The following is a 15,804-nucleotide window of genomic DNA, read 5'->3' as shown; positions in this document are numbered from 1 at the left end:
GCTTCTCTTTCCAAGGCACAGAACTCATCGGCATTACCGCCGGCGAATCGGAAAACCCGAAAGAGAGTATCCCGAAAGCCGTGAAACAGGTGTTTTGGCGCATTCTGATTTTCTATATTTTGTCGATTTTTGTGATCGGCCTGCTGATTCCCTATACCAGCCCGGAATTGCTGGGGGCGGAAAACGTGTCTGAGATTGCCAAATCGCCGTTTACGTTGGTGTTTGAGCGCGCCGGTTTGGCTATGGCGGCGGCAGTGATGAATGCGGTCATCCTCACTTCCATTCTCTCCGCCGGCAATTCGGGTATGTATGCTTCGGTGCGCATGTTGTATGCCATGGGCAAAAGCGGCATGGCTTATAAGAGCTTCCGCAAGGTAAACCGCTTCGGCGTACCGGTACGTTCGGTGCTGGCCACGGCAGTGGTGGTGCTGTTGCTGTTTTTAATCGAGATTTTCAACGACCACGCTTATGAATATATTCTGGCCGCTTCAAGCTTAACCGGCTTCATCTCTTGGCTGGGTATTGCCATCAGCCACTACCGCTTCCGCCGTGCCTATATCGCTCAGGGCTTTGAGTTGAAAGACTTGGATTACCGTGCCAAATGGTTCCCCTTCGGCCCGCTGGTTGCGCTGGTGTTGTGCGTGTTGGTGATTCTGGGGCAGGATACACAGCTGGTAATGCATGGCGACGTGGACTGGGAACGAATTGTGGTGACCTATATGGGCCTGCCCGTATTCTTCGGTTTCTACCTCTACCACAAGCTGCGTTATCGCACTCACCTGATTCCGCTGGAAGAAGTGGATTTGGGGGATGAAGAAGACGAGGATGATGAAGATGAATAGTTTGTCTGCTTAGATACGGAAGGCTACCTGAAAATATTTTTCAGGTAGCCTTTGACATTTCATCAGCAAGTAACACGGCAAGGCAAGCCAAGATAGCAGAAAGAAATAGTTGCTCTAACTCTAACAGCTTGCCTCGGCTACATCTTTCACTCCCCACCACCACGAATATCTTGCAAAATCCGCCTTGCTTCATCATCTCCTTGAGCCATAGCTTTTTCAAACCATCCAATAGCCACCGCACGATTAGGTAACACACCCTCCATTCCCCGATAATAAATCTTGCCTAACATCACTTGTGCATCTTGGTTCCCCTGTGCCGCCGATTGCTCGAACCAGCGCATGGCTGTATGGATATCCGACCGCACACCCAATCCTTCGAGGTACATTCTGCCGAGATTAAACGCTCCTGCACTTTCACCCTGTGCCTCCGCCCGCTCAAACCATTGTTTGGCCAATGCATAATTTTGAGGCTTCCCCACTCCCTCCAAATACATCAAACCTAAACTATTTTGTGACACCGGATAACCTCGTAGTGCCGCCTGTTCATCCAGCTCTACCGAACGCCGATCATCCCGTTCTCCCCCCAACCCATGCCGGTACATACCTGCCAGAAACATCATAGCTGGCGGCATCCCGCGCATGGCAGCCTTTTCAAACCACTGCCTAGCCCGAACATAATCCGGCCTGCCAGATTCAGGCTGGTAATACATTAACCCCAAATGATATGGTGCAACTATATGCCCCTGCGATGATGCTGCCTCATACCATTTCCGCGCCAACGCAGCATTCCGCTCCACACCCAACCCATGCTCATAAGCCATACCCAAAGTAAATTGGGCATTCATATCGCTTCGCTCAGCCTGTTGCTGCAACATAACCACTCCCGAGTTTCCGCTTGCTGTTGAAGCCTCCCCACTTATCCATCCATCCGCCCAAGTAAAACCATTTACTGCCAATAACGCCAACATACAAATTATCTTCTTCATTATGCCTCCTTAAAATGAAATTCACACGATCTCTGCACAACCCACAAATCAGCACCTCTAATTTTTCAGGTAACCACCATCCCCATCTGCAAGCAAGCGACATACCATACACCGGCTACCTGAAATCCAAGCGGCAACGATGTTGAAGCGTAACAAGGCAGGGCTGGGCAAATACACAATGCGAGCTCAACCATAATCCATGCGAACCCCAAACAATACCCAACGCAAAAAAGCTGCCCTTTCGGGCAGCCTTCATTTATCTATACAAGCAGCTCACTCTTCACTCATAAAGCCGCGCAGTTTTTGAATGGCTTTGGCTTCAATCTGGCGGATACGCTCAGCGGAAACGCCGTATTCGGCAGCCAGTTCGTGTAGGGTGAGGCCGCCGTCATCTTGCAGCCAGCGGCTTTCCACAATGCGGCGGCTGCGGTCGTCCAGCTGGGCAAGCGCGTTTTGCAGGCCTTCGGTCTGCATGGCGTAGCGGGCTTTTTGGGCGATTTGCTGGGTGGGCTCGCTGCGGGTGTCGGCCAGCCAGTCGATAGGGGCGTAACTATCTTCATCGCTATCGCTGTTATCTGGCAGCAGGGCAATATCTTTGCCGGTCATGCGCTGTTCCATTTCCAGCACTTCGTCCATTTTCACGCCCAAATCGTCGGCGATGGTTTGCGCTTCTTCAGGCGAGAGGGCGTTCATGCTTTTACGCATGCTGCGCAGGTTGAAGAAAAGTTTGCGCTGCGGCTTGGTAGTAGCCACGCGCACCATGCGCCAGTTGCGCAGGATAAATTCGTGGATTTCAGCCTTAATCCAATGTACGGCAAAGGAAAACAGGCGGGCGCCGCGATTGGGTTCATAACGTTTTACGGCTTTCATCAAGCCGATGTTGCCTTCTTGAATCAGGTCGGCTTGGTTGAGGCCGTAGCCATCGTAGCCGCGCGCGATGGATACCACCACGCGCAGATGCGACAAAATCAGTTTCTTGGCGGCTTCCAAGTCGCCTTGCAGCTGGCGCACGGCCAGGCTGTGTTCTTCCTCTGCGGTGAGCAGCGGGATGCTGTTCACGGTGTGAATGTATTGCTCCAAGCTGCCGTGGCCGCTGGGGATGGGCAATGCAAATGTGTTATTCATTGTTCTTTGATTCCTTTCGGTATTTTACACCGCCTTCGGCGGCATTTATCTCTTCTGTCTCTTTAGTTACAGGGGTGATTAAACACCTATATTGTGTGATTTTGGTTTACGATAGGTTAAATTTTGTATTTTTTAAATTCTAATTTATTTTCTATATTGCAATAACTAGCAACAACTTCGGGCAACCGTATTTATTTGCCCTCATCTTTCGGCTCGGCACTTGGTTCACTGCTTTTTTCAGGTAGCCTTTCCTCTATTGTATCGGAAGCAGGTTTGCGACGCGGCAGATAGCCGGCCAGCATCAGCAATACGGCCAAACACAACAAACCGCACACCAATGGCAGCGAGCCGCCCATTTTCATATACGGGGTTTCGCCGCGATAACCTTCAATATTGCCTTCGAGCACGGTGCGGGTGTCGGGCGGGGCGAGTTTCACCACTTGGCCTTGCGGGTTGATGATGGCGGTGGCACCAGTGTTGGTGGCACGTACCATATAACGGCCGAGCTCGAGAGCACGGGTTTGCGATATTTGCAAATGTTGATGGATGGCGTTGGAGCGGACAAACCAGCCCAAATTGCTCACGTTGGCCAGGAGGCTGGCTTGTTTGGCAGAGGCAATCAGCTCGTCGCCAAAGCCGTCTTCGTAGCACACGTTAAACGCCACGCGCTGGTTGGCCAAAAGCAGCGGGGCTTGGGCGCTGCCACCACGGTCAAAACCGGCCAAGGGCATGTTCATCATGCGGTACAGCGGCTCGGTGATGGCGGGCAGGGGTTTGTATTCGCCAAAGGGCACGAGGTGGTTTTTGGCGTAGAACGGGATGTCGTCTGGGCGGTCGGGATGGTAATTGCTCAAGTTAATCACGGCATTCAGGTAGCCTGTACGCTGCTGATTGTATTGGGCAATACCCATGGCGAGCGCACTGCCGTTGCGCTGGGCTTCGTAGGCAAATTGGTCGAGGATGCCGGGATTATATTCCTGCAAGTCCTGCCGCATCACGGGAATGGAGGTTTCGGGCAGGATGGTGATGTCGGCATGGCTGTTGGCTACTTGTTCATAGTAGCTCTGCATGGTTTCGTTCAGATAGTCGGCATCCCATTTCAAAGTTTGCGCGATATTGCCTTGCACCAACGCCACGGTGGCGCTGCTGCCATCGGGCTCGGTGAAGCGCACTTGGCGCAGCTGCCAGCCACCGACGATAACTCCGATCAGCAACACAAGCGGCAATACCCGCCGCTTCCAACCTTGGTTGTGCAGCACCAGCACCAGCCACGCGCCGCAAAAGGCGCACAGCAGGGTAAGCAAGTGCACCCCGCCCACGGGGGCATAACCGGCCAGTGGGGAAAAGTCGGCCACCTGGCTGTAGCCTAATGCACCCCAGCCAAAGCCGGTAATCGCCCGCTCGCGGGCGAATTCGGCCAGCGCCCACAACACGGGCAGCAAAAGGCCGATACGCCAACCACGGGGTAGGCGCGCTTTTTCCAGCAACCAAAAGCAGGCGGCAGGATAAAGAGCAAGATAAGCGGGCAACAGAATGGTGAGCGGTAAGGCATACAGATTGGGCAGGCCGGATATGTCGTGCAGCGCGGTGTGTATCCAATAGAACTGTGCGGCGTAGCCCACCAACCCGAAACAGTAGCCGCCAAACACGCTGTTTTGCGGCCGCAGCTCGGTGAGCCGAATCAGGGCGCCGAACAGCAGCGGCATCAGCCAAAAATGGTAATACGGCGCAAACGCCAGCGGCGTGACGACTGCCAGCAGCATTACCAGCGGCCAGTACACATAGCGCCGACTACACCAATCCTCAAATTTCGCAACCCAATTCATGTTTTCAGGTAGCCTTGATAAAGAAGCGGCATTATATAGCCAAATCATCGCTGCATGGTGTTTTCAGTTAGCCTTTTCTGGCTGGAGGCTACCTGAAAACGCAATGGCTGAAGATACCGAGTAACGGCTTCAACCTGCACAACCTACCAAAATAAACTTGCACTGCCGCAGCAAGCGGGGTAGGCTTCGCCCGTTTTTAATTTGTCGTATGCAGAACCAACCATGAACCCACACCACCGCCGTGCCGTTTACGCCGGCAGTTTCGACCCCCCCACCAACGGCCACCTATGGATGATCCGCCACGCACAGGCCATGTTTGACGAACTTATCGTGGCCATCGGCACCAATCCCGACAAGCAGGCCACCTACACACTGGAAGAGCGCAAAGCTATGTTGGTGGACATTACCGCCGAATTCCCCAATGTGCGCGTTACCCAGTTCCACAACCGCTTTCTGGTTGATTTTGCCGATAGCATCCAAGCCGATTTCGTGGTGCGCGGCATCCGCAGCGGCTCAGACTATGAATACGAACGTGCCATGCGCTACATCAATGCCGACCTGCAACCGGCCATCACCACCGTTATCCTGATGCCGCCGCGCGAATTTGCCGAAGTATCGTCCACCATGGTCAAAGGCATGGTCGGCCCGCAAAACTGGCAGAAAACCATCCGCCGCTACGTCCCCGATGCTGTGTACCGCAAAATACTGGCCGACCACGGCTGTTCGGCTGAAGATTGATTGCCCACCATCCGCCCCTCAAGGCAGGCTACCTGAAAATGGTATGCCTACAGAATGGGCATATTCCCTTGGCTTCAGCTTTTTCAGGTAGCCTTATAGCAAACCAACTTAACTTTCGCTACAGCGTTGGTTCACCTGGCTGTGCTCCTGCCACCTTGTATAAAAACCAATTTGGCTTGCCATCACCAACAAGAAAAATAAAGCACGATGTGATCGTGCTTTATTTTCGTCCGTCGAACCGATTGGTTTAACGCTTGTGTTTAATGCGCAGGTAATTAAGAGCCTTCAGTTCAGCCAGTGCAATCGCCAATGCTGCCTGGGCTTTAGCCATTGACTCATCATCTTGGGCCTGTTTCACACCGGCTTCGGCAGCTTTTCTAGCTTCCTCCGCACGTGCCTGATCCAGCTCGGCACTGCGCACAGCCACGTCGGCCAAAATCATGATTTTGTGCGGCTGCACTTCCAAAATACCGCCGGAAACGGCCACCAACACCTCTTCTTCCTGCTCCGGCACCTGCAAACGCAGCACCCCAGGGCGCACCAAGCTCATAATCGGCTCGTGGCGCGGGTAAATACCGAGCTCGCCGTTTAGGGTCGGCACCACGGCGAAGCTGGCTTCGCCGGAGTAGATACTCTCCTCGTTGCTGACCACATCAACTTGCATGATACTCATGCTGCATTCCTCAGTTCAGGGTTTTGGCTTTTTCCACAGCCTCTTCGATGCCGCCTACCATATAGAAGGCCTGCTCCGGCAGGTGGTCGTATTCGCCGCTCAGAATAGCTTTGAAACCGGCCACAGTATCGCGCAGCGAAACGTATTTGCCGGGTGAGCCGGTAAACACTTCTGCCACATGGAAAGGCTGCGACAAGAAACGCTGGATCTTACGGGCACGCATCACAGTCATCTTGTCTTCGTCAGACAACTCGTCCATACCCAAAATGGCGATGATGTCGCGCAACTCTTTGTATTTCTGCAAGGTAGATTGCACACCACGGGCTACATCGTAGTGCTCTTGGCCGAGCACCATCGGATCGAGCTGACGAGAAGTGGAGTCCAGAGGGTCTACCGCAGGGTAAATACCCAAGGAGGCAATATCACGGCTCAATACTACAGTTGCATCCAAGTGGGCAAACGTGGTGGCGGGAGACGGGTCGGTCAAGTCATCGGCCGGTACGTATACGGCTTGGATAGAGGTAATGGAGCCAGTTTGGGTAGAGGTAATACGCTCCTGCAAACGACCCATTTCTTCAGCCAAAGTTGGCTGATAACCCACAGCAGAAGGCATACGGCCAAGCAGAGCCGACACTTCGGTACCCGCCAGAGTATAGCGGTAGATATTATCCACAAAGAATAATACGTCACGGCCTTTGCCGTTTTCGTCTTTTTCGTCACGGAAGTATTCAGCCATCGACAAACCAGTTAGAGCAACACGCAAGCGGTTACCAGGCGGCTCGTTCATCTGGCCATACACCATTGCCACTTTATCCAACACGTTGGAGTCTTTCATTTCGTGGTAGAAGTCGTTACCTTCACGAGTACGCTCACCCACACCGGCGAATACGGAAAGACCACTGTGCGCTTTGGCAATGTTGTTAATCAGCTCCATCATGTTCACGGTTTTGCCCACACCGGCACCGCCAAACAGACCCACTTTACCACCTTTAGCAAACGGACAAAGCAAATCGATCACTTTAATGCCTGTTTCCAACAATTCGGTAGTGCTGGAGAGTTCGTCGAACTTAGGTGCAAATTGATGAATAGCACGGGTTTGGTCAGAACCGATCGGACCTTGTTCGTCCACGGGGTTGCCCAGAACGTCCATGATGCGGCCTAGGGTGGCTTTCCCCACCGGCACAGTAATCGGTGCACCAGTATTTTGCACAGCCAAGCCACGTTTCAAACCGTCTGTACTACCCATCGCAATGGTACGGACAACGCCGTCACCAAGCTGCTGCTGTACTTCCAGCGTCAAATCAGTATCAACCAGTTTGAGTGCATCGTAAACACGCGGAATGGCGGTACGCGGAAACTCCACGTCGACTACCGCACCAATAATTTGTACGATTTTGCCTTGGTTCATTTATCTATCCTAAATATTCAAATCTGCCTGCTCTGCCCACCTATACTGCAGCGGCACCGGCTACAATTTCCGACAATTCAGTAGTAATCGCTGCCTGACGGGATTTGTTGTAAATCAGGCGTAATTCCTTAATTGCGTTGCTTGCGTTATCCGTAGCGGCCTTCATTGCTACCATACGGGCAGACTGCTCGGAAGCCATGTTTTCACACAAAGCCTGATACACCACCGATTCCAAATAGCGGCGTACCAAATATTCCAACACCAAAATTGGTGACGGCTCATAAACATATTCTCGGCCGTATTCTTCTGCTTCCGATATTTCGTTCAGCACATTGTGGCCGATAGGCAGCAAGGTCTCCAAATTTGGCTCTTGGCGCATGGTATTGATAAATCTAGAATACACCAAGTGCACAATATCCAAGCCACCATCAGCATAACGCTGAAACACTTCAGTCAGCGAACCAAGCAGCACTTCCATCTTCGGAGTGTCACCCAGATTCACCGCACTGGCCACCACATTGAGACCTGCACGATTACAGGCAGCTAAGCCTTTACTACCGAAGCAGATAACCTCCACCTCCACTCCCTGCTGCTGATACTCTTGCACCTGCCCCAAAAACTTCTTTAGCAAATTGGCATTCAACCCGCCACACAAGCCCTTGTCGGTAGTGATCAAGATGAAACCAGCACGCCGAATGTTTTCTCGGCTTTCCAAGATTGGCAACTGCTTATGCTCAGTTTCTACCTGCGCCAAGTGGCTCATTACTATGCGCACTTTCTCGGCATAAGGCCGTGCCAAACGCATTCTGTCCTGCGTTTTCCGCATTTTGGAAGTCGATACCATCTGCATGGCTTTGGTAATCTTCTGTGTATTCTGTACACTGCGGATTTTTGTGAGGATTTCTTTCCCTACTGCCATTTCAGACTTTTCCTTTTCTGCGGTTTAAGCCGAGTAGTTGCGGGAGGCTTTAAATGTGTTGATAGCTTCGGTCAAAACTTGCTCGTTCTCATCACTCATCACGCCTTGCTGATTGATTTGATCCAGCACATCGGCGTGTTGCGTGCGCACATAGCCCAAAAAGTCAGCCTCAAACGCTAATGCCTTAGATACCGGTATATCTTCGTAAGAGCCTTTGTTAATTGCCCACAAGGTCAAAGCCATTTCAGCAATACTCATGGTGCTGAATTGTTTTTGCTTCATCAATTCAGTAACCACTTCACCATGTTGCAACTGCTTGCGGGTAGCCTCGTCCAAATCAGAAGCAAATTGAGAGAATGCTGCCAATTCGCGATATTGGGCCAAAGCCAAACGGATACCACCACCCAATTTCTTGATAACCTTGGTTTGAGCGGAACCACCCACGCGTGATACAGAAATACCTGCGTTAATGGCCGGACGAATACCTGAGTTGAACAAATCGGTTTCTAAGAAAATCTGGCCGTCAGTAATAGAAATTACGTTAGTCGGCACGAAAGCAGACACGTCACCAGCTTGGGTTTCGATAATCGGCAACGCGGTCAATGACCCCGTCTTACCTTTTACTTCGCCATTCGTACGTTTTTCCACCTCATCAGCATTGATGCGTGCGGCTCGCTCCAACAGACGACTGTGCAGATAGAAGACATCACCTGGATAAGCTTCGCGACCAGGCGGGCGACGCAACAGCAAAGAAATCTGACGATAGGCAACGGCTTGTTTGGACAAGTCATCATATACAATCAACGCATCTTCACCACGATCACGGAAATACTCGCCCATCGTGCAACCAGAATACGGAGCGATAAATTGCAGAGCTGCTGCTTCAGAAGCAGTTGCCGCCACCACAATGGTATGCTCCATTGCACCATGCTCTTCCAGTTTGCGTACTACGTTAGCAATAGAAGAGGCTTTCTGACCAACTGCCACATAAATACAGATAACACCAGTACCTTTTTGGTTAACAATCGCATCCAATGCAACGGCTGTCTTACCGGTTTGACGGTCGCCAATAATCAATTCACGCTGACCACGACCAATCGGCACCATAGAATCCACTGATTTCAAGCCGGTTTGCATCGGCTGGTCCACAGATTGACGCGCAATTACACCTGGAGCGATTTTCTCAATCGGTGCAGTTTCTTTAGCGTTAATAGGGCCTTTGCCATCAATCGGTTGCCCCAGTGCATTCACTACACGGCCAACTAGCTCACGACCAACCGGCACTTCCAAAATACGACCGGTACATTTAACTTGATCGCCTTCTTTAATGTGCTCGTACTCGCCCAATACAATCGCACCAACCGAGTCACGCTCCAAGTTCATGGCCAAGCCGAACGTGTTGCCGGGGAACTCTAACATCTCACCCTGCATTACATCCGACAATCCGTGTACACGCACGATACCGTCGGTCACAGAAATCACACCCCCATAGGTGTTGGCTTCCTGTTTTACATTCAGGTTTTCAATTTTAGATTTTAACAACTCACTGATTTCAGCAGGATTAAGCTGCATGAAACTCTCCTAATTTATCATGGCCGTATACAGGTTTTTCAACTTCCCCCGCACGGACAAGTCCAAAACTTTATCTCCAACTTCAATTTTGATACCACCAATCAGCTCGGGCACCACCTTTAAGGTAGCCTCCAGCTTGTGGCCAAATTTCTGCTGGCAATCACTTACCACCTTGGCGAACTGTCCCTCACTCATCGGGAAGGCACTGTAAATTATAGCCTTCTGTATATGGTCTTTTACCAGCACCAATGCTTGATATTGGTTATAGACTTCTGGCAAAACTGCCAATCTACCCCCTTCAGCCAGCACATACAGAAAATTTTTGAAATCCGTATATTGCGGCGTCTGGATATCGTCCAGCAATCCAATCAAGGCATCCGCCTTCTGGCGAGGAGCAATGCCAGCATCATCCAGCAACGTGGTAAGCTTAGGTTGTCCGACAGCCCACGCCAAATCTTTCAGCTTCTCCAACCAAAGTTCGACTTGGCCTTTTTCAGATGCCAATTCAAATAATGCTTTGGCATATGGCCTGGCAATGGTGGCAAGTTCAGCCATAGTTTTACAGCTCCTGCTTCAACATACCCAGCAATTGGGCATGTTTATCGGCATTAATCTCGCTGCACAGAATCTGTTCAGCACCTTTAACTGCCAGCGCAGCCACCTGCTCACGCAGAGCTTCGCGTGCCCGATTAACTTCCTGCTCCACATCGGCCTTAGCCTGTGCAGCAACACGAGCAGCCTCATCAGAGGCCTGCTTTTTAGCATCCTCAACGATTTGAGAGGCTCGCTTCTCTGCATTAGTGATGATTTCGGCAACTTGATCACGGCCTTCAGCCATGAGCTCAGCCACACGCTTTTCAGCCTGTTCGAAATCACTTTTCCCACGCTCGGCAGCAGCCAAGCCTTCGGCAATTTTGCTGGCACGCTCATCTAAAGCCTTGGCAATGGGTGGCCACACGAATTTCACGGTGAACCACACCAGCAGGCAAAAGACAATTATTTGTATGATTAAAGCTGAATTAATATTCACTTTACTCAACCTTCACAGTTAGGGTTAAAACAAACGTCAAAAGTTTGTGTAATCTTAACCTGCAACTGCCGGGGCAAACGGATTCACGAAGGCGAACAGCAAAGCAACAGCCACGCCGATCAAGAATGCCGCGTCGATCAAACCGGCAATCAGGAACAATTTGGTTTGCAGCGGTTCAATCAGCTCAGGCTGGCGAGCAGAAGCCTCCAGGTACTTTGAGCCCACGAATGCGATACTGGCCGCAGCAGCCACAGCACCGAACGCAACAATCAGGCCGCAAGTGATGGCCAATGCACTATTCAAATCCATTTAAAACTCCTTATCTAAAAGTGAAAGTTAAACTACTACAAAAAACAACAAACTACTAATGAGAACTATGTGCTTGACCGATATAAACAAAAGCCAAAGCAACGAAAATAAACGCTTGTAACACAATAACCAAAATATGGAATACTGCCCAAATAAACCCAGCCAAGATATGGAAGAACGCCAGCACTGGGTCAATCCAGGTAACCGCTTCACCCGGCATAGCCCAAGCGCCACCCAGCATCGCAATCAGCAAGAACACCAACTCACCGGCATACATATTACCGAACAGTCGCATGCCGTGCGAAATGGTTTTGGAAGAAAATTCCACCAGATTCAAAATAAAATTGAACGGAGCCAGCCAAATACCAAAGGGTGCAGCAAACAGCTCATGAATCCAACCACCCAACCCTTTAATTTTGACATTAAACATGAAACAGGTGAGTAGCACACCAATCGACATACCCAGAGTAATATTTAAATCTGCAGTTGGTACCACACGCAGTAGGGCATGATGATTACCAGTTACATGCTGCCAAATCCACGGCAACAAATCCACCGGCAATAAGTCCATAGTATTCATCAGGACAATCCAAACAAACAGCGCCAAACCCAACGGCGCCACTGTTTTACGCGACTGCTCGTTGTGAATAATACCCTTGCACAAATTATCGATAAACTCGAACAAGATTTCTATAGCAGCTTGAAAACGCCCCGGCACACCTGGCGTCGCCTTGCGAGCGGCATACCACATTGCCAGCGATCCGAGAACCGCCAAAAAAGCTGCAATAAAAAGGGAATCCAAGTTTATAAACGAGAAGTCGGCAATATTTTGCAGACCCTGCCCTTTGCTTACATCCGACAAACTGGTCAAGCTTTGCAAATGGTGCTTGATGTAGTCGGCTGCACTCATGCTTTCACCGGCCATACTTCTTAACCTTCAAAAATATCAATAACACCGCATGACTCACCGCACCCAGCCCAACAATGAACGGAACGAACACGATGTGTTGGCGATAAAAAACGAACACCAGCGCCATTAACACGAGCGCCAGTACTATTTTTAAACTTTCTCCCAGCCAGAATGCGCTGCCACGCCATTTCGGAAGCTTCAGGAAAAACCTTAAAACCAGTACCGCTAAGATGGTGGGGACGGTATAACACAAACAACCCAGCGCTGCCGACTTAGCTGCAACCGTACCGGAAAACACCCAAAAAACAGCAACAAGTATCGCCGTGATTACCAATTGGAGATAAATTGTTGCCGCCATACATCCATCTTTATACACTAAATGTTAGCTTTTTAAATATAAGCAAAAACGCCAACAAAGTCAAGAAAAGTGTTAATTCTTGTCAAACAATATCAATATTACAAAGCATTAAAGGCTACCTGAAAACCATGCAGACATAACTTCCAAGCACCTAAAACCTCAGACAAACCTTTGCTCAATCAGGCAACTTCACATCCAACTGCTGCATCAGCCTTGCAAAAGTTTCCGGGCTGTCGAAATGCAACACCACCTTACCCCGTTTGTGGTTGGCAGTTTGTACTTCCGCGCGCACACCCAGCTTTTCCGTAAGCGCCTCGTTCAGGTAACGTATATCCGGGCTGACGGTTTTCGATTTCTTCTCCTGTGGCGCCTGTTGCGCCAGCTGGCTGCGCCGTTCCACCTCGCGCACCGACCAGCCGTTTTTTACCGCCTTCTGCGCCAAGGACAGCTGCTCCATCACCGGCAGCGACAACAAGGCCCGCGCGTGCCCCATTTCCAGCTGGCGTAAAAACAGCATTTCCTGCACCGGTTCGGGCAAAGCCAACAGGCGCAGGCTGTTCGACACCGCACTTCGGCTGCGCCCTACTGCCTTGGCCACGGTTTCGTGCGTAAGGCCGAATTCGTCTACCAAACGCTTCAAACCCTGCGCCTCTTCAATCGGATTGAGGTTTTCGCGCTGGATATTTTCAATCAAGCCCATCGCCAGCGCCGCTTCGTCGCCAATGCTCTTAATCACCACGGGAATTTCGGCCAAACCCGCCAGCTGACTGGCGCGCCAACGGCGCTCGCCGGCAATCAGCTCGTATTGCGACAGGCCGTGCTCGCGCACGATAACCGGCTGAATCACGCCCTGCGCCTTAATCGAATCGGCCAGCTCCTGCAAGCCTTCGTCGTCCATTTGCGAACGAGGCTGATAGCGCCCCGGCTTGATGTCGCGCACCGGCACACTGGTCAGCCTGTCGCCGCTGCTGTCGCCCACCGCACCGGCCAACAAAGAATCCAAGCCCCGGCCGCCGAGGCCGCTTTTCGGTTTTGCCATTTATCTGCTTCCTAATCCAGTTATTTTTTCAGGTAGCCTCTAAAGTAAGGAAGAAGGCTACCTGAAAACTTTCAATTCGCGCATTTTAGCACAGCGCCCATGCCGCTAAAAATCGCCCCACAAGGCCTGCATCGCCGCCAATGCCGCCAGCGCCGCCGTTTCAGTGCGCAACACCCGTGCGCCGAGCTGCACCGCCTGAAAGCCATACGAGCGTGCCAAATCCTCTTCTTCTGCCGTCAGCCCGCCTTCCGGTCCAATCAGCAACACCGCGCTTTGCGCCGACGGCAAGCTGCGTAGCGGCACACCGCCGTGCGGGCTCAACAGCAGCCGCGCGCCCGAATCGGCCGGCAGCGCAGCCAGCACCTGCGACAAATCAGCAATCGGTGCCACCGGCGGCACTTCGTTGCGCCCGCATTGCTCACAGGCCGAGATGGCAATTTCCTGCCAGCGCCGCACCTTTTTCTCCGCCCGCTCGCCCGAAAGCCGCACATTCGAACGCATGGAAACCGTCGGCACGATGCGCTTCACCCCCAATTCCGTGCCCTTCTGCACCGCAAAATCCATTTTCTCTGAAGCCGACACTGCCTGAATCAACGTAACCGCCAGCGGCGATTCGCGCGATTCCATGAGCAATCGATCCACCCGCGCCAACGCCTGTTTGCGCCCGATTTCCAGCAATTCCGCCGCCGCCGTCTGCCCCTGCCCGTCAAACAGCACCAGCGGCTCACCCACCTGCAAGCGCAGCACTTGGATATGCCGGCACACATTTTCAGGTAGCTTCAGCACCTCGCCGGCAACAAAAGTTTGCGGAACATAAAAACGCGGCATCTGTTGTTTACCCCGAAAAATGGTTAATATCCCGTTTCTATCAGAAAAGCATCGGGAAGGAAAGATTTTGCTCAACCGTTTAGCAGAACTGGTTCGCGAAGTGGCGCAAACCGCCGTGATGCCGCGTTTTCTCAACACCGCCGTCAGCACCAAAAGCGACGGCACCCGCCTCACCGAAGCCGACCTGCACGCCCAGGCCATGTTTGCCGAACGCCTGCCGCAAATCATCAACTGCCCGATGCTGGGCGAAGAAATGAGCGCCGATGAGCAGCATGCCATATGGCAGCACGCCGCAACCGGGCTGTGGGTAGTCGACCCTATCGACGGCACCAACAACTTCATCAACGGCCTGCCGCACTTCGCGCTCTCCGTGGCCTACATCCGCCACGGCCGCGCCCAGTTGGGTGCCATTTTCCACCCCATGATGCAGGAAATGTTCACTGCCGAACGCGGTCACGGTGCACACCTCAACGGCCGTCCCCTGCCCTTACGTAACACACCGAAAAAACTGCATGAGTCCATTGCCGGCGTGGAAGTGAAATATCTGCGCTCCGGCAAACTCGCCAGCCGCATGCAAACCCTCCACCCCTTCGGTTCACAGCGCAGTATGGGCTCCAGCACGCTCGACTGGTGCTACCTCGCTGCCGGCCGCTACGACCTCTACCTGCACGGCGGCCAAAAACTGTGGGACTACGCAGCCGGCGCCCTGATTTACGAAGAAGCCGGCGGCCGCCTGGCCACGCTGGAGGGCGACGACTTCTGGAGCGGCGAACACGTTTTCAAACGCTCCGTCATCGCCGGCCTGCAGCCCGACCTGTTTGAGCGCTGGCTGGCTTGGATTCGGGCGAATCAGTAGGCAGAAAGGCTACCTGAAACATGCTGCACACCCACACCCTCTTCCGTAATTCCAACCTATATAAAATCGAGTTCTCCCCTAGCGGACGAGATGTCGATTTACACTTCACTGATACCATCACAGGCAAAAACATCGGCCGTATCCATTGCAGTGGCATCTTGGGCATCATCTTGGAAACCAATCAGTATTTCGATTACTGCGATCCTGAAGATGGCCTGTTTCCCTATTTCGTGCCCGAACTAACCCTGACTCAATACGCAGAACACGCCGAGATCATGCTCAATGCCGGTATGTTCCTAAAAATTACCGCCGCCCAAATTACCTGTATCGAACAAGCTATGGCGGATTAAATTAGGGGCTTAGGAAGCAAAATCACTCAATATAG

18 protein-coding genes are annotated in these 15,804 nt (G+C 52.0%); 4 read left to right on the top strand and 14 right to left on the bottom strand.

Going from position 1 to position 15,804, the window contains the following annotated elements; genetic code table 11:
• A partial coding sequence (locus HMPREF2541_RS09770) for an amino acid permease (RefSeq protein WP_141744238.1) occupies positions 1 to 842 on the top strand: 842 nt, incomplete at its 5' end.
• 146 nt (positions 843 to 988) lie between these two features.
• Here HMPREF2541_RS09770 and HMPREF2541_RS09765 read toward each other — a convergent pair.
• The 3 genes from HMPREF2541_RS09765 to lnt all read right to left on the bottom strand — a co-directional run bounded on the left by HMPREF2541_RS09765 (position 989) and on the right by lnt (position 4,779).
• A complete protein-coding gene (locus tag HMPREF2541_RS09765) occupies positions 989 to 1,828 on the bottom strand; it encodes a tetratricopeptide repeat protein (RefSeq protein ID WP_070543420.1) in 840 nt (279 codons plus the stop codon).
• 273 nt (positions 1,829 to 2,101) lie between these two features.
• The gene (gene rpoH, locus HMPREF2541_RS09760) at positions 2,102 to 2,953 is read right to left on the bottom strand and encodes an RNA polymerase sigma factor RpoH (protein WP_070543418.1); all 852 of its coding nucleotides are present in this window, start codon (positions 2,951 to 2,953) and stop codon (positions 2,102 to 2,104) included.
• Positions 2,954 to 3,144: 191 nt separating this feature from the next.
• Positions 3,145 to 4,779, bottom strand: coding sequence for an apolipoprotein N-acyltransferase (gene lnt / locus HMPREF2541_RS09755; protein WP_070543416.1), 1,635 nt, complete (start codon positions 4,777 to 4,779; stop codon positions 3,145 to 3,147).
• Positions 4,780 to 5,001: 222 nt separating this feature from the next.
• Between lnt and coaD the strand changes: the two genes are divergently transcribed.
• Complete coding sequence (gene coaD / locus HMPREF2541_RS09750; protein WP_070543414.1) at positions 5,002 to 5,517, top strand: pantetheine-phosphate adenylyltransferase; 516 nt, start codon at positions 5,002 to 5,004, stop codon at positions 5,515 to 5,517.
• Between the two features lie 247 nt (positions 5,518 to 5,764).
• Here the strand turns inward: coaD and HMPREF2541_RS09745 are convergent, their stop codons facing one another.
• The 11 genes from HMPREF2541_RS09745 to HMPREF2541_RS09695 all read right to left on the bottom strand — a co-directional run bounded on the left by HMPREF2541_RS09745 (position 5,765) and on the right by HMPREF2541_RS09695 (position 14,563).
• Complete coding sequence (locus tag HMPREF2541_RS09745; RefSeq protein WP_070543413.1) at positions 5,765 to 6,190, bottom strand: F0F1 ATP synthase subunit epsilon; 426 nt, start codon at positions 6,188 to 6,190, stop codon at positions 5,765 to 5,767.
• A 10-nt stretch (positions 6,191 to 6,200) separates the two neighbouring features.
• Positions 6,201 to 7,598, bottom strand: a complete 1,398-nt coding sequence (gene atpD, locus HMPREF2541_RS09740; RefSeq protein ID WP_003823559.1) for a F0F1 ATP synthase subunit beta — start codon at positions 7,596 to 7,598, stop codon at positions 6,201 to 6,203.
• 40 nt (positions 7,599 to 7,638) lie between these two features.
• Positions 7,639 to 8,517 (bottom strand): F0F1 ATP synthase subunit gamma, encoded by an 879-nt coding sequence (gene atpG, locus HMPREF2541_RS09735; RefSeq protein WP_003823560.1) that lies wholly within the window; start codon positions 8,515 to 8,517, stop codon positions 7,639 to 7,641.
• A gap of 24 nt (positions 8,518 to 8,541) precedes the next feature.
• The gene (gene atpA, locus HMPREF2541_RS09730; RefSeq protein ID WP_070543411.1) at positions 8,542 to 10,089 is read right to left on the bottom strand and encodes a F0F1 ATP synthase subunit alpha; all 1,548 of its coding nucleotides are present in this window, start codon (positions 10,087 to 10,089) and stop codon (positions 8,542 to 8,544) included.
• Between the two features lie 9 nt (positions 10,090 to 10,098).
• Positions 10,099 to 10,644, bottom strand: a complete 546-nt coding sequence (locus HMPREF2541_RS09725; protein WP_064085079.1) for a F0F1 ATP synthase subunit delta — start codon at positions 10,642 to 10,644, stop codon at positions 10,099 to 10,101.
• Between the two features lie 4 nt (positions 10,645 to 10,648).
• Positions 10,649 to 11,119: a F0F1 ATP synthase subunit B gene (locus HMPREF2541_RS11710; protein WP_003823563.1), complete on the bottom strand. Its 471-nt coding sequence runs from the start codon at positions 11,117 to 11,119 to the stop codon at positions 10,649 to 10,651.
• Between the two features lie 54 nt (positions 11,120 to 11,173).
• Positions 11,174 to 11,428: a F0F1 ATP synthase subunit C gene (gene atpE / locus HMPREF2541_RS09715; RefSeq protein ID WP_003823565.1), complete on the bottom strand. Its 255-nt coding sequence runs from the start codon at positions 11,426 to 11,428 to the stop codon at positions 11,174 to 11,176.
• 55 nt (positions 11,429 to 11,483) lie between these two features.
• A complete protein-coding gene (atpB, locus tag HMPREF2541_RS09710; protein ID WP_003823566.1) occupies positions 11,484 to 12,353 on the bottom strand; it encodes a F0F1 ATP synthase subunit A in 870 nt (289 codons plus the stop codon).
• Positions 12,343 to 12,696: an ATP synthase subunit I gene (locus HMPREF2541_RS09705; protein ID WP_049258940.1), complete on the bottom strand. Its 354-nt coding sequence runs from the start codon at positions 12,694 to 12,696 to the stop codon at positions 12,343 to 12,345. The genes atpB and HMPREF2541_RS09705 overlap by 11 nt, the downstream gene beginning before the upstream one ends.
• A gap of 175 nt (positions 12,697 to 12,871) precedes the next feature.
• The gene (locus HMPREF2541_RS09700) at positions 12,872 to 13,735 is read right to left on the bottom strand and encodes a ParB/RepB/Spo0J family partition protein (RefSeq protein WP_023887750.1); all 864 of its coding nucleotides are present in this window, start codon (positions 13,733 to 13,735) and stop codon (positions 12,872 to 12,874) included.
• Positions 13,736 to 13,840: 105 nt separating this feature from the next.
• Positions 13,841 to 14,563: a 16S rRNA (uracil(1498)-N(3))-methyltransferase gene (locus HMPREF2541_RS09695; RefSeq protein WP_070543407.1), complete on the bottom strand. Its 723-nt coding sequence runs from the start codon at positions 14,561 to 14,563 to the stop codon at positions 13,841 to 13,843.
• A gap of 67 nt (positions 14,564 to 14,630) precedes the next feature.
• On the opposite strand from HMPREF2541_RS09695, the gene HMPREF2541_RS09690 reads away from it, so the two are divergent.
• Both HMPREF2541_RS09690 and HMPREF2541_RS09685 read left to right on the top strand, forming a co-directional pair.
• Positions 14,631 to 15,419, top strand: a complete 789-nt coding sequence (locus tag HMPREF2541_RS09690; protein WP_070543406.1) for an inositol monophosphatase family protein — start codon at positions 14,631 to 14,633, stop codon at positions 15,417 to 15,419.
• Positions 15,420 to 15,439: 20 nt separating this feature from the next.
• A complete protein-coding gene (locus HMPREF2541_RS09685) occupies positions 15,440 to 15,769 on the top strand; it encodes a hypothetical protein (RefSeq protein ID WP_003823574.1) in 330 nt (109 codons plus the stop codon).
• Positions 15,770 to 15,804: the final 35 nt, after the last annotated feature.

The organism is Eikenella sp. HMSC061C02, from assembly GCF_001809035.1.
Taxonomy (GTDB): domain Bacteria; phylum Pseudomonadota; class Gammaproteobacteria; order Burkholderiales; family Neisseriaceae; genus Eikenella; species Eikenella corrodens.
This window is presented reverse-complemented; position numbering and strand designations above follow the sequence as displayed.